This window comes from Rhizobium leguminosarum (genome assembly GCF_001679785.1).
Taxonomy (GTDB): Bacteria; Pseudomonadota; Alphaproteobacteria; order Rhizobiales; family Rhizobiaceae; genus Rhizobium; species Rhizobium leguminosarum_R.
In genome coordinates this window covers 388813-409926 of sequence record NZ_CP016290.1, presented here as the reverse complement: position 1 = coordinate 409926, position 21114 = coordinate 388813, and the positions used below count along the sequence as shown (strand labels likewise).

The following is a 21114-nucleotide window of genomic DNA, read 5'->3' as shown; positions in this document are numbered from 1 at the left end:
TCCAGTGTTTCAGGGAAGGGAACGAATTTCGAATCCGCGGCTATGCAGTGCCGGAATAATTCGAGAGAGTGCTAAAAGCGTCTGGTCACGCAATCCGGCAAGCGAGCATTGCTCAACCTCATCGGGAGGACACCCGTCGTGCAAAAGCACGATTGCCCCAGGCCGAGCAGCAGCAAGCACCTCATCAACGATCACGTCGACGCCCGGGCAAGACCAATCTCTAGGGTCGGCCGACCAGTGAACGGCGCCAAGTCCAGCGCTCATCGATGCTGAAAGCACGTCTTCAGTCCAAACCCCGTAAGGCGCTCGTAAGTGCCGGACCAAGGCTTGGGGACAGGCCGAGACAATAGCTTGATGCGCCTCGTCTATTTCACGTTTGACATCCTTGGGATCGCAGGTGGCGAGGTCGGGATGCGTCATGGTATGATTGGCGACATCATGACCTTCCGCCACAAGACGCCGGATGAGTTCGGGGTGATCCTTCACGTATGAACCGATAGCAAAAAATGTCGCCGGGACACGGTGCTCAGCTAGAACATCAAGGATTTGCGGCGTGCAGAATGGATTGGGACCATCATCGAACGTCAAATAAACGCAGCGATCTTCCTGGCCGCTTTGACTGACCGGTACTTCGCTCATATAGGCAGGCCGCTTCATAGTTCCGACCCGTTTCGTTCAATCAACGAGCCCGCAGGCCACTCAGTCATCGGACGGTCCACGGGAACTACCAATACGAGGACATCTTCAGTGCGCGTGGCTGGCAGGTCGGAATGCGCGTCTGGAAGCGTGGAGCGCACACGCAGCCCGGTCATAATATTGGCGGTACCATCTCGGCAGTATCTTTCCATGTGATTTCGCATGGCGTGGCGAACTGTTCCAAAAGCAAATGGAACGCTCAACTCGCGCAGAACCGGAAACATAGCGCGGACCGAGTGAGCGATTCCTAATCCTTCTAGATCCGGTCGCACTCCGTACAGGCCTAGCTCGGCCACAAGCAAATCAGTCGTACCGACCTTTATGAAGCGGCGTAACAAGCCCATGTGGCTAGCGACGCCGCGCGAGTCATATGCGATTGCGCGGCGTTCGGGCCTCGCACCACCCCAGCTTCGGCCAGTCTCGAACGGCTTGGCATTGAAAGCTCCCGTCGGTCCATAGGTCTTGCAAAAGAAATCAGCGAGTTCCGCGTGGTCTGAGGCTTCCAGCTCATTTTCCCAGCATATTTTCCACCGCACTTCAGAAGACATCCAAAAGCTCCACGTTGTTTCTTCACCCAGCCACGATCAAAGCCGCGCAGATTGTTGCGCACGACTATTGGATTGCCAGTTAGACAATCGCGCGGTTAGGAGAAGTAAAGAATTGAAATCGGGCCCTTGCCCGGCATTTCGATTTTTCGTTCCCGGCCTTGATATTGATCAAGTTCCGGCTTTTCTATAAGCGGTCCGAAAGATTGGTAAAATTGATTGTTTGGATGGCAATCATCTGTGGAATGGATATACACCCATGCGTTTTAAAGGCCTTGATCTCAACCTTCTTGTAGCGCTCGACGCTCTAATGACCGAGCGCAAGCTCACAGCAGCGGCACGCAGCATCAACCTCAGCCAACCGGCCATGAGCGCTGCCATCTCCAGGTTGCGCGCCTATTTCAACGACGAGCTTTTCATCATGCAGAGACGGGAGCTAATTCCGACCCCGCGTGCGGAGGCACTCGCCCCCGCTGTTCGTGATGCTCTCTTGCATATTCAGCTCTCCGTCATCGCATGGGATCCAATAAACCCTGCGGAGTCCGATCGCCGATTCAGAATTATCCTTTCAGACTTCATGGCACTAGTCTTCTTCGACAAGATCATCTTGCGCTTAGCTCGAGAGGCGCCGGGGGTCAGCTTCGAGTTGCTGCCGCTTGACGACGATCCCGAGGAGCTTCTCCGCCGTGGGGATGTTGATTTTCTGATCCTTCCGGATTTATTCATGTCTGGCGCCCACCCAAAAGCAAGGCTTTTCGAAGAGGAACTGGTGTGTGTCGGCTGCCCTACGAACGAGCAACTGCCAGGGAAGCTCTCCCTGGAGCAATATATGTCCATGGGGCATGTTGCGGCTAAGTTCGGACGTGGTCTTAAGCCTTCTGTTGAGCAATGGTTATTGCTGGAGCACGGCTTCAAGAGGCGTATTGAACTCGTCGTGCCGGGGTTTAACTTGATCCCGCCGTTGCTGTCAGGCACTAACCGAATAGCAACCATCCCACTCCGGCTGGTCAAACATTACGAACAAATTATCCCCTTACGGATCATCGAGCATCCTTTGCCACTTCTTTCGTTCACTGAGGCTGTCCAATGGCCGGCTCTTCACAACACTGATCCTGGAAACATTTGGATGCGCAAGATTATGATCAAAGAGGCTTCGCGCATGGAATCTGAGATGGAAAGTTGTAGGTCGTAAGCGGCACCGCCGGGGTTCATTTCACAGCCCCAGTAGTTAGATGGGCGCTGATCATTGGAAACTATGCATTCGGTCCCCAAACGAGGCATCACGTTACAGGCGAGCCCCGCTGCCCCAGTTTGGTCTCATGCAAAATGATTCAAAACTTTATTCCTGTCACTGATGTTCGACTCATTGCTGAAAACCAGCATCATGCCGCGGCGACTTCACCGACCTCCCGCACATGCTTCCTGCGCCGCACTGATAACGCGCCGGCCCGGGAAAGGGGCCAAAGCTCAATTACTTTCGATCCGCGTAATCACGCTTTTCCTGGAGGGGTTGCAACTGCGCCGGCGCATGAATTCAGCTGCGGCAATGCCCGAGCCACAATCCATAGCGTGGATGCTTTTGATCCACACAATCAATTTTACCAATCATTCCATATGATCCATAGCAGGGCAACCGCGCGGTGACGTTCCGGTAAGTTTATCGGTTTCTGTCGTCACTTCGCAGACGAGCCGGAACATCTTCCGATGTTAGCAGCAATTAGATCGAGCCTTCTCGCAAGGCCGTTGGCTTGTCGAAATTAGGCATGATGGAAAGGAATACAAATGGCTGATCAACTCACACTGGAAATTATCAGTGCGATCAATAAGCTCGTCAAAGCTGAAAACGGCGAGAGAACGACCGTAGCGCTCGGCGAAATCACGACTGGCACGGAGTTGACTTCGCTTGGCATCGACTCGCTGGGTTTGGCCGATGTCCTTTGGGATCTGGAGCAAATCTACGGCATTAAGATCGAGATGAATACGGCGGATGCCTGGTCGAACCTCAACAATATCGGCGACGTGGTGGAAGCCGTCCGTGGCTTGCTCACTAGGGAGGTCTAAATGGACAAGCGCGTCGTTATCACCGGATTGGGCGGACTGTGCGGACTGGGCACCGATGCTTCCTCTATCTGGACGGAGATGCGCGAAGGCCGCTCCGCCATCGGCCCGATTTCAAATTCAGAGATTCATGAGCTGAAGGGGATGATCGGGACCGAGATCAAGGTGCTGCCTCAACACGACATTGATCGCAAGCAGCTCATCTCCATGGACCGCTTCAGCCTGCTTGCCGTGCTTGCAGCTAAAGAAGCCATGCTACAGGCCGGACTTTCGTGCGATGAAGGAAATGCCCACCGTTTCGGCGCGACAGTGGGCGTTGGCTTTGGCGGATGGGACGCTACCGAGAAGGCCTACCGCACCCTCCTATTGGGCGGCGCGACCCGCACTGAGCTATTCACTGGGGTAAAGGCAATGCCTAGCGCGGCTGCCTGTCAGGTAAGCATGAACCTCGGGCTGCGGGGGCCAGTCTTCGGTGCCACCTCCGCCTGCGCCTCGGCCAACCACGCGATCGCTTCAGCGGTAGACCAGATCAAGCTCGGTAGGGCGGACGTTATGCTAGCTGGAGGAAGTGACGCGCCACTCGTCTGGATCGTGCTTAAGGCATGGGAAGCAATGCGCGTACTCGCTCCAGATACTTGCCGGCCATTCTCCGCAGACAGGAAAGGACTAGTTTTGGGCGAGGGTGCGGGCATGGCCGTGCTGGAAAGCTATGAGCATGCCGCCGCCCGCGGTGCAACGATGCTTGCCGAGGTCGCCGGCGTCGGCCTTTCCGCCGATGCCTACCACATCGCTGCACCAGCTGTGCATGGGCCGGAGGCGGCGATGCGCGCCTGCCTTGTTGATGCGGGTTTAAATGCCGAGGATGTAGACTACCTCAACGCCCATGGCACCGGCACCAAGGCCAACGATCAGATCGAAACGACGGCGATTAAGCGCGTCTTTGATGACCATGCTCGATCGATGTCCATCTCTTCTACCAAATCCACTCACGCGCACTGCCTCGGGGCAGCAAGTGCGCTCGAAATGATAGCCTGCGTGATGGCGATCCAAGAAGATGTCGTGCCGCCCACCGCCAACTATCGCGAGCCAGACCCCGATTGTGATCTGGACATCACGCCAAATGTGCCCCGAGAGCGCAGGGTGCGCGTGGCCATGAGCAACGCCTTCGCCATGGGCGGCATGAATGCTGTCCTTGCGTTCAAGCAGGTGCAATGAGGTGAAGATCGTCACGATTGACCCCTTGTAAGGCAGCTTCAAATGCCTGAAGCAGGCCCCCCCGATTCCCGTCAGTGAGGTTTCGCTGCAATTCCCCAGATACTCGCGCATCTGAAAAAAGTTCCGCCGGGCAGCCACGTTACTCCGCTTTCACCACGTGTCGCGGGGAGCTGGAGCCTGACTATTTTCGTCGCCGGAGCTCTCACTCGGCTCGCCGGTCGACTAAAGTTGACGCCTCATCCTTTTCTGCCACGAACAAGGAGTGTTACTATCAATTCCACCTCCGCCTGCGCCCGATATCGTGCCAGGTGCTAGCTAGCTTGATCGCGAAGTAGTCGCACTCAAGTACCGTCCTCGCACGAACAAGATCTGAGAAGAGACGATGACACGCAGCCAAAAAGAAAAGATGCTGGCAGGCGAAATGTACAACGCAGCGGACCCCGAGATCCAAGCCGAGCTGCTCCTCACCGGGGCTTGGCTGAAGCGGTACAATGACACGCTGGGCGACACCGCCGAGCGGTGGCATGCGCTCCTGTTAGAACGATTGGGCGCGGTCGGGCTTGGAGCGGCTATTCGTCCTCCGTTCCACTGCGATTACGGGTTCAACATCCGGATCGGAGCTTGGGTATACATCAATTTCAACTGCGTCATTCTTGACGTGGCAGCCGTGACTATCGGTGACGGAACCGCAATAGGGCCCGCTGTGCAAATTTATACCGCGGACCATCCACATGATCCAGAGCAGCGCCAGGCTGGGCTGCAGTTGGGACGACCTGTCAGCATTGGCAGGCACGCCTGGATTGGCGGTGGAGCAATCATTCTCCCGGGCGTGACGATCGGCGATCACGCTGTCATTGGCGCTGGTAGCGTGGTCACGCGAGATGTTCCTGCAGGAAGCACGGCCATGGGAAATCCAGCTCGGGTCAGGGCTGGTGGACGCTCGCCGCAATCATAAAAGTAGGCTTTGGGGCAATCCGGTGGTAAGGGGTAGTTCCTTTGCTTGTGCGAACGGAACTTCTGGGCCGCCATGGCCCTTGCGGTTCCAACTGTCGGCACTTTCACTCTGACGCAAATCTCTTTGCAAATGCGGCTGGGCAGTCGAGCTGACCGGTTCGTGATCACGTTTGCATGCAAAGGGGCAATTACGACTCAAGGTCAACCCGCAGACACAGACCGCTTCACCTCTAGAAAAACGAATTGCTTTTTCAGTCCGTGCGCTCGATGAAAGACAATTCGTTGTGTCCAATGGACATGCGCGCCCGGCATGTCGTCGGCAAATACCAATCCCTGTTGGCTGGAACATCTTTGTCAGAGGCAGGCGCCCATCATCCGGGCGTAGCCTATCTGTCGACACTTGGCAGAAGGCATCAATCGCTGCGTAAAAGCGTTTATCGACCCTTCTGAGTACGCCGCATCCATGACGTGGATGATAGCTATCGCAACAATCAATTTTACTAATCTGTGTAGAGTTATTAGCACGCGCTGGAGGACACGCACCGAGCGGCGTCCGCCTTCCTGATTACGGTCGGGGGCTCTTGGGACATGGGTGACGAGCATGTGTGGGATTGTTGGCATAGTGGGACGGAAGCCCGTGCCGGAGCGGCTGATCGAAGCCTTGGAGCGACTGGAATATCGCGGCTATGATTCAGCCGGCGTTGCTACGATCTTCGAGGGAGAATTGCACCGACGCCGGGCAGAAGGCAAACTCGTGAACCTTAAAACGAGATTGAAAAAAGAGCCCCTGAGCGGCACCGTCGGCATCGCCCACACGCGCTGGGCGACCCATGGCGCACCGACAGAATGCAACGCTCACCCGCACTTTGCCGATGGCGTAGCCGTTGTTCATAACGGCATCATCGAAAATTTTTCCGAGCTGAAGGACGGATTGGCGAAGGTAGGGGTCAAGTTTAAGACCGATACGGACACCGAGGTGATTGCACATCTCCTGACCAAATTCCGTCGGGATGGCATGGGATGCCTTGAGGCCATGCATGCCATGCTGAAGTGCGTCAAGGGCGCATTCGCTCTTGCAATCCTGTTTGAGGATGATCCAGCGACCATTATGGTGGCGCGCAATGGACCACCATTAGTGATAGGCCATGGCGATGGTGAGATGTTTCTAGGTTCCGACGCGATCGCTCTTGCTCCGTTCACCAATGACATCACATATCTGAACGATGGCGACTGGGCTGTTGTCGGCAAAACGAGTGTCCAAGTTTTCGATACGGAAGGCAAAGTCGTTACGCGCCCACGGCACATATCGCTTGCTACCGCAGGCCTGGTCGGCAAGGGCAATCACCGGCATTTTATGGAGAAGGAAATCTACGAGCAACCCGAGGTCATCGCCCGTGCTCTTGGTCACTACATCAATGTCAACGATAATCAGGTCAATGCCATGACAACCGACATCGGTTTTGCCAGGGTTGAGGGCCTCGCAATTTCTGCCTGCGGCACTGCATATCTGGCGGGGCTGGTTGGCAAATATTGGTTCGAGCGCTACGCACGCTTAATGGTTGAAATTGATGTCGCCTCTGAATTCCGCTATCGAGAAATCCCGTTGTCGCCGCGGTCGGCAGCACTCTTCATCTCTCAATCTGGTGAGACGGCTGACACGCTTGCATCGCTGCGCTATTGCAAAGCACAAGGTCTGAGAATAGGCGCTGTCGTCAATACCCGGGAATCAACTATTGCCCGCGAGGCAGATGCCATCTTTCCGATCCTCGCCGGGCCGGAGATCGGCGTTGCTTCGACCAAGGCATTCACTTGCCAGCTTGCTGTTCTCGCTGCACTAGCCATCGGCGCAGGCAAGGCGCGGGGCACAATCACAGACGACGAGGAACAGGCGCTCGTCCAAAGTCTGGCGACGTTGCCGGGCGTTATGCGACGGGTGCTGAACGACATCAAGCCGAAGATCGAGCTCTTGTCACGGGAATTGTCGAATTACCGCGACGTGCTCTATCTCGGCCGCGGCACGAATTTCCCATTGGCCATGGAAGGTGCGCTGAAGCTGAAGGAGGTTTCCTATATCCATGCTGAAGGTTATGCGGCGGGAGAATTAAAACACGGTCCGATCGCCCTGATCGATGAAAATATGCCAGTCATCGTCATTGCGCCACATGATCGGTTCTTCGATAAGACTGTCTCCAATATGCAGGAAGTGGCCGCCCGCGGCGGCCGCATCATTCTGATCACCGACGAGACGGGCGCTTCGATCTCGAAACTCCCCACCATGCACACTATCGTGTTGCCTAACGTTGAGGAGATTATCGCGCCGATGATCTTTTCTCTGCCGCTGCAGCTTCTTGCGTATCACACGGCGGTCGTCATGGGGGCAGATGTGGACCAGCCGCGGAATCTGGCTAAATCGGTCACAGTCGAATGATTGTGACGATTGGTTAAATCGCATCTCGCCTCCGAGAAAATCCACGACTTGATCAGACATCAAATAAGTGAGGTCGTATGCACGAACTTTCGCTCGCCGACGTGCCGTCGCGAATTGGCCAGGAACTCGGCAAATCCGAATGGATCACCGTCGATCAAACTACAATCGATCTCTTTGCCGATGCGACACACGATCATCAATTCATCCACGTGCACCCGGAACGCGCGGCAGTCGAAAGCCCGTTTGGTGGCACTATCGCTCATGGCTTCCTGACACTCTCGCTTCTGTCGGCGATGAACTTCAGCGGCATGCCAAGGATCCGCGAGCAGACCATGGGCCTTAACTACGGCTTAGACCGGGTGCGTTTCATGTCACCGGTCAAGACCGGCAGCCGTGTGCGCGGTCGCTTCGTTCTCTCTGAATGTCAATTTCGCGGCGCAAGCATGCTGGTGACCACCTACGAGGTGACGGTCGAGATCGAGAACGAGAACCGACCGGCACTCACGGCCAATTGGATCACGATCATTCAGTTTGACCCGGACGACAGGCCTAAAGGGATTTGACGCCAGCCCGCGCCAGTTGCCTGGTCTACGGATAGAACCGCCATGGACCTACGCGCTGTTTTGCATTGGGCGTCTGTTTTCCCTTACGAACGCCTATTGCTTTCAGCCGGTTGACCAGACTTGCGCCGCAAGCAAGGCGGCAGACTGGCATCATGCGCGACATAACGTTATCAGCGAGATCACCAGGCTCGCTTGACCTGTCACTGAACTTTCATCCAGCGGCGGTTAGAGCCTCGGCGGGTGTTGAACCGCCCCAGGATTCTGGACCACCGGAGGCTGGAGTTTCCGGCTTCATTCAGGGAGGTGGGCTGGTTGCGCCTCCCGGATTCATCAGTAAGATTGGCACCTTATTGCCGATGGCACCATGTGGCCGAACCTCATTGTAGTCTCTGCGCCAATCCTCCATCTTTTCGCGGGTATCCGCAAGGGTCAGGAACCAATGCTGGTTCAGACATTCGGCGCGGAAGCGGCCGTTGAATGCTTCGATGAAGGCATTGTCCGTCGGCTTTCCTGGGTGCGGCGGATGATATCGAAGCGCACAACCCGGGTCTTCGATATCCGCGCCAGCCGCCTGAATCCGGAAAAGGGCTGGGACAGCACATTGCGCCGCTCGCGCGCAAGATCAGATCTCGTCCTCCGCGAAACATGCGCGGCGAGACCCTGCCGCTGCCGGGGCGATGCCGGACCGGGCGCCGATGGCGAACATAGCGGTCATGCGCAGATCTTCATCGCCGGCCAGCTTTCGGCGGTTCGCTTTGTCGGGCAGCGTCAAAGCAGCGCCGGTGTTAGTGCCCAATTGCAAAGCAGGCAATTGACCAGATGAAATCCGTCTGCATGGCAACGGCGGCCTGGTCGAGCTTGCCGGGACTGGTCCAGAACCAATTCGGATCCGGCGCGCCATTCGGACTGCAGGAACCAGATGGATTGGGGCAGAGCGCCGGGATCGGCGGATCGACAAATCCTGCTGGCGTCGTCTTTATTCCCTTTGCGTTGACGGCGGCACGCGCATGGCAGGTGATGCAAGACGAAGTGTCGGCGAATCCGGCCTCCGTTACCGAATTGCCAAGATGCGTCGGCAAGCCGGTCGCCGAGATGAAGTCGGTCTGGCTGCCCTTCAGGCAGTAATGTTCCCACACGGGTGGAAGGCCTGCAGATCTCATCATGGCTTTCAGTGCGTCGTTCTTTGCGCAGTCGCTGTAGGTCTGATCAAGGGCGTCATTCGCGTCCACGTCGGCGACAACCGCACCATAGGCATCATGGCATCCGGTATAATCGCAACGGCCTGGATTGTTCTGGTGCTCGAACGTTGCCCAGGTCCAGTTTGGCAGCACCTTACTGCTGATATGCATGGCGATTAGCGCGTATTTCTTCCCGTCAGGTGCCTCACTGACATAATAATCGGCGCTATCGACCTCATCGGCGGGTACCCAATTTGCTTTGACTTCCATGGCGCCGACAGGAGCTGAGATCGGCCGGCCGGCATTATAGAAGGATCGCAGACCGGCCTTGGTAAAGAGCTGGTTGCAAACGATGTAATCGAAAGTCGCCTGGTTGCGGCGAACTTCTTCGCTCCCGTCGGGCGACCCATGCGGGACGAGGCCCATCGGAGCCAACTGCTGGAGGGCTGGAAGACTCAGTATTTTTGGGCTGGCCAGGGGAGTGGCGATTTCCGCCGCTGCAGCGACCGCACCCGACTGTCCACAGGACGGGTCACCCTTGGCGCCCGGGAAAATTGGGTGCGGGGTGAATGTATCTTCGTTCGAAGCCCATGTTTCGAACAAAACCTTGCCGGGCGTCGCCGCGACGGGAGCAGCGACATAAGCGAGGAAACGCCAGGACGCCTCGTCCGGCCTGTTGATTGCCAGGTTGGCATCGACCGACTGGGCGAAGCCGTCGAGGGCTATGGACGCCAACGCCAAAACGGCACCCGTTGCAAATAATCTGGAAATCCAGTGCATCTTGTCCTCCAAGCAGGTTCATCAGTCTCCGAGCTTTTTCGGAGGTGATTTTGTATTTTCGTTGCCTATTCGGGGCATCCGCCGTGGCGCTGAATGCGTTCCGACGTCGTCTCTATTTGATAGCGCGTAATCTCCGAATGTGGAATATAAGCCTCCGTAACGGATTTTCATATATATAACGTCTATATACCGTCAAAATGTAAAAAATGCAATAATGCGACAAACGAAAGTGAAGTGTCGCGATATGCTGGAAAATCCTGAAACATCAATCGTTAAGGCCAGAATCAAGCATCGCAGCCCTACTGGAAATGGCGGAGAACAAGACGGAGTAATCGGGCGATGATCGACATCAGTACGCCCGATCTCTCCCTTATCCGTGACGCCGATCTGAGGAAGAAACTCGCCCAAGCCCGCGAGCGGCTCAAGATGGATGCCGTATTCGTCCTGGAAGCGCGCGAGATTATCGCCGAACAGACCGCGCGCGATGCCAAGGCCGAGGCCCGCGCGAATGAAATGGCAGCCATGTCACCGGGGGCGCGGCGCCGCGCGAAAAGCAAAGACGCGCTCGAAAAAGGGGGCGCCCGCCAAGACCTGCGCCATATTCATAGCGTGCTGGCCCTGTGTGGCCTGCCCTATAGCCGCCAGCCGCTCGAGGAGCGCGAGTACCGCAGCAAACAGGGCAGCATGCGGCTGATTGTCAATGCCGGTGAGTTGCTGTCGCCAAGGGGCGAGTTCGTCAAGCAGCCGTTGCCCTATGGCTCCCGCGCGCGCCTGTTGCTGTTGCACCTGTGCAGCGAAGCCATCCGCCAGCAGTCGCCCACGATCAAGATCGACGCCAGCCTGACCGCCTTCATCAAGAAGATGGGCTTTGGAGCCAACGGCGGCCAACGCGGTAACCTGATCGCCTTCAAACAGCAGCTGAACGCGCTGGCGGCCTGCAAGATGACCATCGGCACCTTCGACGAGAAAGGGGGCCATACCAAGACGGTCAACACCGCGCCGTTTGAGTCGATGGACGTTTGGTTCCCGACCCATCCCGACCAGCAAATGCTCTGGGCGAGCACCATCACGTTCAGCCGCGAGTTCTACGACACCCTCGCCAGGCACGCGCTACCGGTCAACGTCCATGCGATCCGCGCGTTTTCGGACTCGCCGCGCAAGATCGACATCTACTATTGGCTCGGCCACCGCTGCTACAACTTGAGCGAACCCGTTTCGATCAGTTGGAAAGCCCTAAAAGAGCAGTTCGGGGAGGGGCATTTCGTGACCTCGGGCAAGACCGGCGGCTATACCCGCGATCGCGATTTCCGGGCCAAATTCACGAAGGAACTGGCTCACATCTGCGAGCTGTTTCCCAAGCTCCCCGTCGCCGTCAATGAAGGCGGCATCCGGCTGAAACCGGCTGATTCTGATGCGTTGTCACTCCCCGCCAAGAGTTCCACAAAAAAGCGTGAAACCATAAAGCGTTAGCTACGCTGAATCGGTCGCGCCTATATATAGAACTGAAGACTACGGAACACTGCGGAACACCTTTTTCTAAAATCCTTCTGAATTTACAGAACAGGAAGATTTGAAATTTTGGATTTTTTGAAGAGATGAAGCTTTGCGGACTTGATCGCACGTGGTAGCTCACCAAATCCCACACAGCGCGTTTTCAGGACCTGAGTGCCCCGCGAGTGTGGCCGAGGCGTGAAAAACGCCTCCTAGGTGTTTAGTACCGGCATTTGATGGAGCGGATCGAAGGCGAAGCGCTCGGGTTGTGAAGTCCATGCTTTGCAAATGAACTCGTAGGGTATGAGGCCCTTGAGAGTCTTGAGTCTGCGGCCGAAATTGTAAGCGGCGACAAAGTCGGCGAGGTGCTCGGGGAGTTGATCGTGGCTTTCATAGTAGAAGCGTCTGACGGTGGCATCCTTGATGGTTCGGTTCATCCTCTCGACTTGACCACTGGTCCACGGGTGCTTCGGCTTGGTCGTGCGGTGCTCGATATCGCTGGTGGCGCAGGTCTATTCGAAGGCATGGGCCCAGAAGCGTTCGCCATTGGCGATCGCTTCTTTGATCAGCGGCACAGCCGACCCTCCAGCGCCGGGGCGTGGTGAACTGGATCCCGTTGTCGGTGAGCACGGTGTGGATCTTGTAGGGGACGACTGCAATCAGGCGTAGGAGGAATTCGCGCGAGATGGCGGTGGTGGCCTTCTCGTGCAGTTCGACGAAGGCAAACTTCGAGGTGCGATCGATGGCAACGAGCATGTGCAGCTCGGCAATGTCGATGTGGAAGTAGCCGATCGGGTAGCTCTTGAACTTCTTCTTCGCCGGCCTGTCGCCATCGACATCCGGCAGGCGGCCGATGCCATGGCGCTGCAGGCAACGATGCAGCGAAGACCGCGTGAGATGCGGGATTGTCGGCTGCAGTGCATAGAGGCAGTCATCGAGCGGCAGCAGTGTATACCGGCGAAAGGCAACGATAACGGCCTCCTCCTCGACGGAAAGCACCGTCGATCTCGGCTCTTTCGGGCCGGTCGGAAGGTCCGCAACCGAGGATCGCTTCCGCCACTTGGCGACGGTCTTCTGATTATCCCATAACGCTTCGAAAGCGTTCTCAGGCTCTCTTGACTATGTTGTATCGCTCGACGGACTGCCTCTGTCGTCGTGGCACCTTATGAAGAACCTGGCCCATAGCGCATCCTTTGATTCGGAAGACAAGGATGCTCCATCAAAGCCTGGGATCAAACATCCAAGGCCCTCAACGCGGACTTTCACAAAGATGGAATTGCTTCGCGGGCCTGTACAGAAGACGGACGCTACGCAGGCGTCGCTCCTGATACCACGCTGGTCTTCCGCAGCAGGGCCAACTCTGCCAGCGTCTCACGATCCTTTCGACCAGGATCACGTCTTTGCCGTTGAACAACGCCCACATTGGATAGCAGCGACCGGTCACGGTGCAGTCGATCAATGAGATCACGTCGTTTCTATTTTCCGTAACCTGCGCCACGTTGGAAAAGAGAAGCGCCCCGAGGGTGGAACGCTCCTCGGATTTTCGAATTAAAAGAATACGAAATTTGACGCCGTAAGCGACGTAAGATCCAACACCTCTTTCAGATTGTCGGCATCAGCGAAGGCATGCGCGAAGGCATGCGCGTGGTTCGCGGAATCGACATAGGCTAGTGTCGCACCGTGAGTTTTCTCATCATGGTAGACAATGATGTCACCGGCGGCTTCGTGATCAATTGCCTTCGCGGCGGCAGCGCCAGACGCAAAGCCTCGATCAGTGATTACCACGACGTGCTCGCCGTGCGCGTCTGCGGCCGCGCCATTGTAGAAAGTGTCCACAGCTTCGCCCGGGAAACCCCTGGAGTGGTTGACGAAATTTGCGCCAAACAGACCCCCTTCCCCCTTATCGCGGGCGGCGCCCAGGACAAAACGGTCGTGCTCCGGCTCGAAATCCTTCACAGTCGTATAGCAGTGCGTTGTTCCAACCATAGGGTCGTGGAACCGAAACACGAAGGCGTCACCGTCTTTGCCGCCAGTCATTTCATCTAAGCCGTCACCAGCCACTAGGGTATCCCTCCCGTTATCGCCGTGGAGCCGGTCGTCGCTCTCGCCGCTATGCGGTATTACGCGGCGCTCCTCGAAGGGGTTGGAGGGGGGGAGGGCGTCGCTATACACGAGGTCGTCATCATCACCAGCATGGACTGCGTCTGAGCCAGGCCCGGCCCAGACAATGTCATGGCCGGGACCGGCCAAGATCCAGTCATGGCCGTCATAAGTCCGAATCAGATCATCGCCGCCGCCGGCGTCAATCCAGTCATTCTTCTTGCCGCCAACGATTGTGTCGTTGTAACCGGATCCCCAAATAAAATCGCCGTTATCACTGCCTTTGATATTCATCGCATATACTCCTTATGAGGCAGCCGGCGCCGCCAGCACCCCTTATGTTTTTTAAGAGCGAATTAGTGAAATCCATTGTTTTGATATGAACGATTTGATTGACGGATGCCAAAATGTCTATCTCGGCCGCACTGTGCGCCCTTCGTAGTTGGCCGGCAGAATATGAAAAAGACTTGGGGCTATGACAATCGGCGGCCAAGCAGTGGCAACAATGTCCGCGACACCTCGTTGACGAAGGACGAAATCTTCCTGCCGCGTATACGCTGCAGACATAGTCTGCAGAGCAACTGATCTCAGGGGCTTTGCAGATCGGAAACCTTAGCTCCAGGCATGGAGCGGTGGCTTCTCGCCATTCAGGAAATACTTACCCAAAATGGCGTACTTCCAGCGGACCGGGTCGTGCAGAGTATGGGTGCGGGCGTTGCGCCAGTGGCGATCAAGCCCGTGCTCTGCAAGGGTTGAGCGCGTTCCTGCCAGTTCGAACAACTTGTTGGTGGCCGCAATCGCGATTTCAGTGGAGAGGATCTTCGCTTCGGCGGTAACGATCTGAGCTTCTGCAACGGTTCCCGCATTCGGATCGAGGATCGCCCGGTCAATGGCATAACCTGCCTTCTCAAGCAGCGCCTGCGCCGCATGCAGCCGTAACGTCAAGTCCCCGATCGCCTGGATTGTGTAGGGATCGTCCCAAGCGTTGTCGACGCCGGAATCCACCCAGGCGCGGCTCTTGGTGCGCACAAAGCTGACGGTCTCGTCAATCGCGGCCTGCGCGATGCCGGTATCGACAGCCACTTGGATAATCTGGAAGATCGCGCCGTCCGCGGTCGGCACTTCATACCCCTTGTAGCCGGGCACGAGATGCGTCTTCGGCACTTTGACATTGTCAAGCAGGACCGTGCCCGACAGCGTGGTACGCTGGCCGAAGGAGGACCAGTCGTCGATGACGGTCAGACCCGGCGCACCGCGCTCGGCAATGGCGTACCAGGCCCTGCCCTCGTCATCCAGTGCCACGATTGGCACCAGATGCGCGAGCAGTGCCCCTGACGAATAGAATTTCTGGCCGTTGACGACGACATGATCGCCGGCATCGACGAATTTGGTCTCGAAATCCACCGCGCGCTTGGATCCAAATTCGGAGAAGGCATTGCCGAAGCGCGTTCCTTTCAGCACTTCCGCGAACAACAGGTTTTGCTGGGCTGGGTCCGAAACCGTGCGGATCGCTGCCACAACGCCAAGATGGTTCTGAGCAATCTGTCCGATCGATGAATCGGCCGCCGAGATGATCTCGATGACCTTCGCAAGCGTCGCATAAGAGACTTCGGGACCGCCGAAGGCCTTCGGCACGTTGATAGACCAAAGCCCGCTCTGCGAAAACGCGTCCAGTTCCTTGACCGGCCAGATGCGGTCGCGGTCGCGCATTGCCGATTCCTTGACGAACTCTGCCGCAAGTGTCTTGGCGATGGCAATCGCTTCGGCGTCACTCTTGATAATGTGGGCAGGCTGCGACGGGCGTGGAACAGGTGGCACGGCGGCATTTTCGGTATTTATAGTGGGATGGGTCATGGTGTTTCTCCTCTTGGATTGGATTAGCTGGCAACAGCCGGGATGGAGGGAGCCACGGCTTTTTGGCCGAGGTAGACGGACTTGATGTCGTCGCGCCCCCGCAGATCGTTCGCATTGCCATTGAGCACGGCAACGCCGTTTTCGAGAATGATGGCGCGATCGGCATATTTCAGAGCGACAGCGGAGTTCTGCTCCGCCACAAGGATGGAAAGGCCCTCTTTTCGATTGAGGTGGCGCAGCGTCCGGAAAATGTCCTGGACGACGATCGGCGCCAAGCCCATGGATGGCTCGTCAAGCACCAGCAAACGTGGCCGCGACATCAGCGCCCGGCCGATCGCCGTCATCTGCTGCTCGCCGCCCGAGGTCAGGCCGGAGAGCGCACGACGCTTTTCCTTCAACCTGGGAAAATGCGCGTAGATTTTCTCGATATCCTCGGTAATTTCAGCGCGTGTGCTGCCCCGGCCCAACCCACCAGAGATTAGGTTTTCCTCGACCGTCAGGCTGCGAAAGCAATGGCGACCCTCAAGTACCTGCACGAGACCAGCGCGCACCAAGGTAGCGGGGCTTGTGTGTAGGACGTCGAGCCCGTCAAACCGGATACTGCCTGAAACGACCTGTCCACGTTCGGCTGGAAGCAGGTTGGACAGCGCCTTGAGCGTTGTCGTCTTGCCGGCACCGTTGGCGCCGAGGAGCGCGAGGATTTCACCGCCCACCAGATGGAGGTCGACGCCATCGAGGGCCGTGATGGCATGATTGTACGTTGCCTTCAGACCATCGACGGCAAGCAGAGCAGTGTCGTGACCCATGATCGTGTTCCTGTCCATGCCTGAGAGCTGCAATTGAAAAAGGAGAAGGCGCGAGGCTGGTTGAGAGGGAACAGCAGCCATTCCCACGCCTTTGCTAGAAGCCGCGCCCGCCGCGCGCGGCTTCAAAGGATCAGTTGGTCGCTGTTTCGGCGTCTGCCGCCGTACGAAGCTTGATGCCCTTTTCCGCAGCGTAAGCCTCCGACGACTTTTCGATGATCGGACGTAGCAATGCCCAGTCCGGCGCGATCCAGTCAGAGACGACGTTCCACTTCTTCCCATCCCACTGCTGGAACGTCACGTAGCCGTTGCCCTCGTGGTTGTCCCAGGTGACATTGATCGAGTGGAACAGGCCCTTGGCGCCGAGCGCCTCGACACGCGCCGGATCGAGCTGCAGGTGTTCAAACCCCCAGCGGACCTCGTCGCCGGTCAGCGTCCGTTTGCCGAACTTTTCCTGGGCAATACGGATCGCCTCGACATTCAGGATGCCGTTGACGATACCGAGATTGTGATAGACCGAGCCGATGCGGTTCTTATCTTCGAGATTGCCCTGGCCTGCGTCGTAGATCGTTTTGACGATCTCCTGAACGACCGGATATTCGGCTCCCGACGCCTGGGTGGTGATTGCCGTATAGCCCTTGGCGGCCTCGCCAGCGGGAATGACGTCTTCTTCTGAATTGGACCAGACATTGCCGATAATGTGGTCTGCCGGGAAGCCGACCTTCGCTGCGGTCTTCAGCGCGACCGGGTTCATCACGCCCCAACCGCGCAGGACGACGTAGTCCGGCTTGGCGCGCCGGATCGTGAGCCACTGCGACTGCTGTTCGGTGCCGGGATGCGGCACCTCGATCTGCTGCAGTTCGAAACCGTATTTCTTCGCCAGCAGTTCATAGATCGGAATGGTTTCCTTGCCATAGGGCGAGCCGTGATAGAGAACGACGATCTTCTTGCCTTTCAAGCTTTCGAGTCCACCCTCCTTTCCCGCGATATAGTTCACGATGCCGGATGTTTCGCTGTAGGGATTGAGAAGCAGCGGAAAGACGTAAGGGAAAACGCGGCCGTCGGTCGAATCGGTGCGACCATGGTTGATGGTGATCAGCGGCACCTTGTCTGCGGTGATGCGATCGATCATCGCATAGGCAATGCCGACGGAGAGCGGGTTCCAGGCAGCCACGCTCGGGTTGCTCCTGAGGCGCTCGTACGCTTCGACGCCACGCTCGACCTCATACTGCGTTTCAGCTTCCGACCATGTCAACTTGACGCCGCCCACGCCGCCGTCCCGCGTGTTGATCAGATTCAGATAATCGATGAAGCCACCGAAGAAGCCGGTGCCGCCGGCAGCATAGGGGCCGACGCGATAGCTCTGGAGCGGGAAGTATTGTTCATCCGCGTGGGCCATCGGCAGTGCGACCGTAAAGGCGAGGCTGGCGGCAAGAGCCACGATCTTGAATTTGGCAAGGATCGTCATTTTTGGACATACTCCGGGTATCGACCGGGGCAAGGCGCCGGTTCGGGTTGATCTGATGAAGGCTGTTGGTATTTCAGAGCTTTGAAGGCTCCGTTTCGATCAGGACCGCACGATCGCGGCGCCGATGCGTTTTCGAACCCCGGTCCCAAAGGGCGACGAGCCCATCCGGTTCGAGGATCAGAAAGAGAATGATGAGTGCGCCGAGCACGATGCGCTGGCTCATATCGAGCACGCCCGAATTGAAGATGTCGCCGAGCAGGAACGAACCAAGCCGCGACAGGACTAGTGGAAAAACAACGATCAACGCCGCTCCAAAAAAGGCACCCCGGATCGAGGCAAGCCCACCGATGATGACGATGAACAGGATCTGGAATGAGCGGTCGAGATTGAAGCCGGCAGGCTCGACCGTGCGGAGATAGGCGAAGGCCCACAGGACGCCGGCAATACCGATGATGAAGGAGGAGACCGCGAAGGCCAGAAGCTTGGTCTTCAGCACCGGCACGCCAATGATCCGCGCCGCTGTCTCGTTGTCGCGCACGGCAATGAAATTGCGGCCGGTCTGCGAATTCATCAACCGATAGGTCAGCACCGTGAGGACGGCCACCACGCTCAGAGCTAAATAATATCGTCCGACCGGACCATCGAAGACAAGGCCGGAGACCGAAAGCTGCGGCGCATCGATCACGCCGGATGCGGAATCGTTGGAGAACCAGCTGAATTTGGTCAGCACCCACTGTACGAAAAACTGCGCGGCAAGCGTCGATACCGCAAGGTAAAAGCCCTTGAGGCGCAGGCTTGGGAGGCCGAACACCAGGCCGATGCCGGCAGCTGCGAAACCCGCAAGAACCATGCTGATGATCAAAGGCAGACCGTCGACGCGAAGGTTGAAATTGAACGCGGCGAAGGCGCCAACCGCCATGAAGGCAGCACTTCCAAGCGACACCTGCCCCGCATAACCCGCCAGGATATTGAGACCGAGGCCGGCGAGGCTGAGCGCCAGGAACGGCAGCAGGATAGCCTCGAACAGATAGTCGGACCCGAGAAGCGGCACAACGACATAGGCAATGGCAAGCCAGGCCAGTGGCGTCGCCCAGCGGGCGGGGAAACTGTATGCCGGAAGATCATGAGTGATCGTGGACATCGGTCAGACCCTTTCCACGAGCTTCTGGCCAAACAGGCCGGAAGGTCGTAGGAGGAGGAAGGCGAGCGCGATGACATAGGCAAACCAGCCCTCGATACCGCCGCCAAAATATTCACCAATATAGACCTCGGCGAGCTTCTCGGACGCACCGATCAACAGTCCGCCGACGATCGCACCGAGGATCGAGTCAAAGCCGCCGAGCACAAGAACAGGCAGAGCCTTCAGGACGATCAGCGACAGGGAGAATTGCACCCCGACGCGGGCTCCCCACAACAGGCCGGCGACCAGCGCCACCAGGCCTGCAGCCGCCCACACCGTCGCCCAGATCCAGGGGAGCCTCAATCCGACGGTGAGCGCCGCGAACTGGTCGTCGGCGACGGCGCGAAAACCAAGCCCGATGCGGGTGTAACGGAAGAAGAGAGAAAGCAGCAGCACCATGGAGGCGGAAACGACGGCTGCGAAGATGTCGAACTGACTGATGTAGACACCACCGACGTCGAACGGCACGTCCTCGATACCGAGGTCAAGGCCGTGCACCTGCGTGCCCCAGATCAACTGCGCCGCCCCCTCGATGACATAGGAGAGGCCAAGCGTCGCCATGAAGAGCGTGATCGGCGGCTTGTTGGTCAGCGGCCTTAACACCGTGCGCTCGACGGCTATTCCGATAACGACCATGATCGCGAAGGTAATAGTGAATGCCAGCGGGAAGGAAATGCCGCGTTCCGTCAGGCTGACGAAGGTCAGCGCCGCGAACAGAAGCATCGCCCCTTGCGCAAAATTAAGAACGCCGGAAGTCTTGTAGATCAGCACGAAGCCGATCGCGACCAGCGAATACATGACGCCGGACAGAAGGCCGCCGACGAGGACCTCGGTGAAGAACAGCCAGTCGAAATCAGCCATTAGATGCCCTCCCCGTTTTCGTTCTCAGGGGCGACACCGAGATAGGCATCGATCACGCGCTGGTCGTGCTGGACCTCGTGGGGCGTTCCGTCGGCGATCTTGCGGCCGTAGTCGAGCACGGCGACGCGGTCGGAGAGATCCATGACGACCCCGATATCGTGCTCGATCAGCACGACGGTGGTACCGAACCTGTCACGGGCGGCGCGCACGAAACCGGCCATCTCGTTCTTTTCTGTCGCCGTCATGCCGGCCATCGGCTCATCGAGCAGCAGGATGTCGGGCTCGGCCACCAGTGCGCGCGCCAATTCCACCCGCTTTTGCAAACCATAAGGCAGTGTACCGGCCAGACGATCGCCGACATGCGAGAGGTGGAGGAACTCGAGCACGTTCAAGGCCCGACTGCGGGCATCCGTCTGTTCCCTGCGGGCACGACCGAGGCCGACGATCTGTTCGATGAAGCTCGACCGCGTCGTGTGCGCCCGGCCAATGACGACATTGTCGAGAACGCTCAAGCCCTTGAACAAGGCCAGATTTTGAAACGTGCGGGCAATACCCAAACGGGCGAGCTTCTGTGTCGGGACCTGGGTGTAGAGCCGCCCGGAGAGCCGCACATGACCGCGATCCGATCGGTACACGCCGCTGATCACGTTGATGATTGAGCTCTTGCCCGCGCCGTTCGGCCCGATAATGGCGAGGATTTCTCCCCGACGCGCTGACAGATCGATGTCCGTCAGGGCGACGACACCGCCGAACGACAAGGTCACCCCTACAAGATCTAGAATTGTCTCACTTGTGGTCGCTTGCCGCTCGCCGTCCTGGCGCAGCTGACCGTCAAGTCCAGCCAAGTGCTCCTGTATTTCCGGCGTAAAAGGCGCGGAACCCAGCGATCCAAAAGCCAATGTCATCGTGCGCATGCCCCCGTTTTCCATTGCGCCCAACC

Annotated in this window: 18 protein-coding genes and 2 pseudogenes; 7 read left to right on the top strand and 13 right to left on the bottom strand. The window is 57.6% G+C overall.

What is annotated here, in order from left to right; genetic code table 11:
• Nucleotides 1-9 precede the first annotated feature (9 nt).
• Nucleotides 10-657 carry a chitooligosaccharide deacetylase NodB gene (nodB, locus tag BA011_RS43475; RefSeq protein ID WP_151343752.1) on the bottom strand — a complete coding sequence of 216 codons (648 nt, stop codon included), beginning with the start codon at nucleotides 655-657 and terminating at the stop codon, nucleotides 10-12.
• A complete protein-coding gene (locus tag BA011_RS36405) occupies nucleotides 654-1244 on the bottom strand; it encodes a NodA family N-acyltransferase (protein WP_065284387.1) in 591 nt (196 codons plus the stop codon). The genes nodB and BA011_RS36405 overlap by 4 nt, the downstream gene beginning before the upstream one ends.
• Nucleotides 1245-1500: 256 nt before the next feature.
• Between BA011_RS36405 and nodD1 the strand changes: the two genes are divergently transcribed.
• The 6 genes from nodD1 (at nucleotide 1501) to BA011_RS36375 (ending at nucleotide 8459) form a co-directional block, all read left to right on the top strand.
• Entirely contained in the window at nucleotides 1501-2433 is a 933-nt protein-coding gene (gene nodD1, locus BA011_RS36400; protein ID WP_065284386.1) for a transcriptional regulator NodD1, read from the top strand.
• Between the two features lie 590 nt (nucleotides 2434-3023).
• Entirely contained in the window at nucleotides 3024-3302 is a 279-nt protein-coding gene (locus BA011_RS36395; RefSeq protein WP_065284385.1) for a phosphopantetheine-binding protein, read from the top strand.
• Nucleotides 3303-4514 carry a beta-ketoacyl-[acyl-carrier-protein] synthase family protein gene (locus BA011_RS36390; RefSeq protein ID WP_065284384.1) on the top strand — a complete coding sequence of 404 codons (1212 nt, stop codon included), beginning with the start codon at nucleotides 3303-3305 and terminating at the stop codon, nucleotides 4512-4514.
• A 382-nt stretch (nucleotides 4515-4896) separates the two neighbouring features.
• On the top strand, nucleotides 4897-5469 hold the full coding sequence (gene nodL / locus BA011_RS36385) for a nodulation O-acetyltransferase NodL (RefSeq protein ID WP_064251340.1): 573 nt from the start codon (nucleotides 4897-4899) through the stop codon (nucleotides 5467-5469).
• A 600-nt stretch (nucleotides 5470-6069) separates the two neighbouring features.
• The gene (glmS, locus tag BA011_RS36380) at nucleotides 6070-7896 is read left to right on the top strand and encodes a glutamine--fructose-6-phosphate transaminase (isomerizing) (protein WP_065284383.1); all 1827 of its coding nucleotides are present in this window, start codon (nucleotides 6070-6072) and stop codon (nucleotides 7894-7896) included.
• 77 nt (nucleotides 7897-7973) lie between these two features.
• Nucleotides 7974-8459 carry a MaoC family dehydratase gene (locus BA011_RS36375; RefSeq protein WP_064251338.1) on the top strand — a complete coding sequence of 162 codons (486 nt, stop codon included), beginning with the start codon at nucleotides 7974-7976 and terminating at the stop codon, nucleotides 8457-8459.
• Nucleotides 8460-8754: 295 nt separating this feature from the next.
• On the opposite strand, the pseudogene BA011_RS43470 reads toward BA011_RS36375, so the two are convergent.
• The 3 genes and pseudogenes from BA011_RS43470 to BA011_RS45735 all read right to left on the bottom strand — a co-directional run.
• Nucleotides 8755-8973, bottom strand: a pseudogene (locus tag BA011_RS43470) (integrase core domain-containing protein); the annotation flags it as partial.
• A 108-nt stretch (nucleotides 8974-9081) separates the two neighbouring features.
• Complete coding sequence (locus tag BA011_RS44685; RefSeq protein WP_186806625.1) at nucleotides 9082-9231, bottom strand: hypothetical protein; 150 nt, start codon at nucleotides 9229-9231, stop codon at nucleotides 9082-9084.
• 13 nt (nucleotides 9232-9244) lie between these two features.
• Entirely contained in the window at nucleotides 9245-10417 is a 1173-nt protein-coding gene (locus tag BA011_RS45735; RefSeq protein ID WP_237352827.1) for a hypothetical protein, read from the bottom strand.
• Nucleotides 10418-10756: 339 nt separating this feature from the next.
• Between BA011_RS45735 and BA011_RS36360 the strand changes: the two genes are divergently transcribed.
• Nucleotides 10757-11887, top strand: a complete 1131-nt coding sequence (locus tag BA011_RS36360; protein ID WP_065284381.1) for a replication protein RepA — start codon at nucleotides 10757-10759, stop codon at nucleotides 11885-11887.
• A gap of 233 nt (nucleotides 11888-12120) precedes the next feature.
• Here BA011_RS36360 and BA011_RS36355 read toward each other — a convergent pair.
• The 8 genes and pseudogenes from BA011_RS36355 to BA011_RS36320 form a co-directional block, all read right to left on the bottom strand.
• Nucleotides 12121-13091, bottom strand: a pseudogene (locus BA011_RS36355) (IS481 family transposase).
• Between the two features lie 365 nt (nucleotides 13092-13456).
• Nucleotides 13457-14302, bottom strand: a complete 846-nt coding sequence (locus BA011_RS36350) for a calcium-binding protein (RefSeq protein ID WP_065284380.1) — start codon at nucleotides 14300-14302, stop codon at nucleotides 13457-13459.
• A 318-nt stretch (nucleotides 14303-14620) separates the two neighbouring features.
• Nucleotides 14621-15862: an SfnB family sulfur acquisition oxidoreductase gene (locus tag BA011_RS36345; RefSeq protein WP_065284379.1), complete on the bottom strand. Its 1242-nt coding sequence runs from the start codon at nucleotides 15860-15862 to the stop codon at nucleotides 14621-14623.
• Between the two features lie 23 nt (nucleotides 15863-15885).
• Nucleotides 15886-16668, bottom strand: coding sequence for an ABC transporter ATP-binding protein (locus tag BA011_RS36340; protein ID WP_064251355.1), 783 nt, complete (start codon nucleotides 16666-16668; stop codon nucleotides 15886-15888).
• Between the two features lie 130 nt (nucleotides 16669-16798).
• A complete protein-coding gene (locus BA011_RS36335; protein ID WP_064251354.1) occupies nucleotides 16799-18133 on the bottom strand; it encodes an ABC transporter substrate-binding protein in 1335 nt (444 codons plus the stop codon).
• Nucleotides 18134-18206: 73 nt separating this feature from the next.
• Nucleotides 18207-19274: a branched-chain amino acid ABC transporter permease gene (locus BA011_RS36330; RefSeq protein WP_335727699.1), complete on the bottom strand. Its 1068-nt coding sequence runs from the start codon at nucleotides 19272-19274 to the stop codon at nucleotides 18207-18209.
• A gap of 3 nt (nucleotides 19275-19277) precedes the next feature.
• Nucleotides 19278-20174, bottom strand: a complete 897-nt coding sequence (locus BA011_RS36325) for a branched-chain amino acid ABC transporter permease (protein WP_064251353.1) — start codon at nucleotides 20172-20174, stop codon at nucleotides 19278-19280.
• Nucleotides 20174-21088: an ABC transporter ATP-binding protein gene (locus BA011_RS36320; RefSeq protein WP_065284378.1), complete on the bottom strand. Its 915-nt coding sequence runs from the start codon at nucleotides 21086-21088 to the stop codon at nucleotides 20174-20176. The genes BA011_RS36325 and BA011_RS36320 overlap by 1 nt, the downstream gene beginning before the upstream one ends.
• Nucleotides 21089-21114 lie beyond the last annotated feature (26 nt).

What these genes read in the sequence shown, in the direction of transcription:
- nodB (WP_151343752.1), bottom strand. Translation starts at nt 657, where the DNA reads ATGAAGCGGCCTGCCTATATGAGCGAAGTACCGGTCAGTCAAAGCGGC.
- BA011_RS36405 (WP_065284387.1), bottom strand. Translation starts at nt 1,244, where the DNA reads ATGTCTTCTGAAGTGCGGTGGAAAATATGCTGGGAAAATGAGCTGGAA.
- nodD1 (WP_065284386.1), top strand. Translation starts at nt 1,501, where the DNA reads ATGCGTTTTAAAGGCCTTGATCTCAACCTTCTTGTAGCGCTCGACGCT.
- BA011_RS36395 (WP_065284385.1), top strand. Translation starts at nt 3,024, where the DNA reads ATGGCTGATCAACTCACACTGGAAATTATCAGTGCGATCAATAAGCTC.
- BA011_RS36390 (WP_065284384.1), top strand. Translation starts at nt 3,303, where the DNA reads ATGGACAAGCGCGTCGTTATCACCGGATTGGGCGGACTGTGCGGACTG.
- nodL (WP_064251340.1), top strand. Translation starts at nt 4,897, where the DNA reads ATGACACGCAGCCAAAAAGAAAAGATGCTGGCAGGCGAAATGTACAAC.
- glmS (WP_065284383.1), top strand. Translation starts at nt 6,070, where the DNA reads ATGTGTGGGATTGTTGGCATAGTGGGACGGAAGCCCGTGCCGGAGCGG.
- BA011_RS36375 (WP_064251338.1), top strand. Translation starts at nt 7,974, where the DNA reads ATGCACGAACTTTCGCTCGCCGACGTGCCGTCGCGAATTGGCCAGGAA.
- BA011_RS45735 (WP_237352827.1), bottom strand. Translation starts at nt 10,417, where the DNA reads ATGCACTGGATTTCCAGATTATTTGCAACGGGTGCCGTTTTGGCGTTG.
- BA011_RS36360 (WP_065284381.1), top strand. Translation starts at nt 10,757, where the DNA reads ATGATCGACATCAGTACGCCCGATCTCTCCCTTATCCGTGACGCCGAT.
- BA011_RS36350 (WP_065284380.1), bottom strand. Translation starts at nt 14,302, where the DNA reads ATGAATATCAAAGGCAGTGATAACGGCGATTTTATTTGGGGATCCGGT.
- BA011_RS36345 (WP_065284379.1), bottom strand. Translation starts at nt 15,862, where the DNA reads ATGACCCATCCCACTATAAATACCGAAAATGCCGCCGTGCCACCTGTT.
- BA011_RS36340 (WP_064251355.1), bottom strand. Translation starts at nt 16,668, where the DNA reads ATGGGTCACGACACTGCTCTGCTTGCCGTCGATGGTCTGAAGGCAACG.
- BA011_RS36335 (WP_064251354.1), bottom strand. Translation starts at nt 18,133, where the DNA reads ATGACGATCCTTGCCAAATTCAAGATCGTGGCTCTTGCCGCCAGCCTC.
- BA011_RS36330 (WP_335727699.1), bottom strand. Translation starts at nt 19,274, where the DNA reads ATGTCCACGATCACTCATGATCTTCCGGCATACAGTTTCCCCGCCCGC.
- BA011_RS36325 (WP_064251353.1), bottom strand. Translation starts at nt 20,174, where the DNA reads ATGGCTGATTTCGACTGGCTGTTCTTCACCGAGGTCCTCGTCGGCGGC.
- BA011_RS36320 (WP_065284378.1), bottom strand. Translation starts at nt 21,088, where the DNA reads ATGCGCACGATGACATTGGCTTTTGGATCGCTGGGTTCCGCGCCTTTT.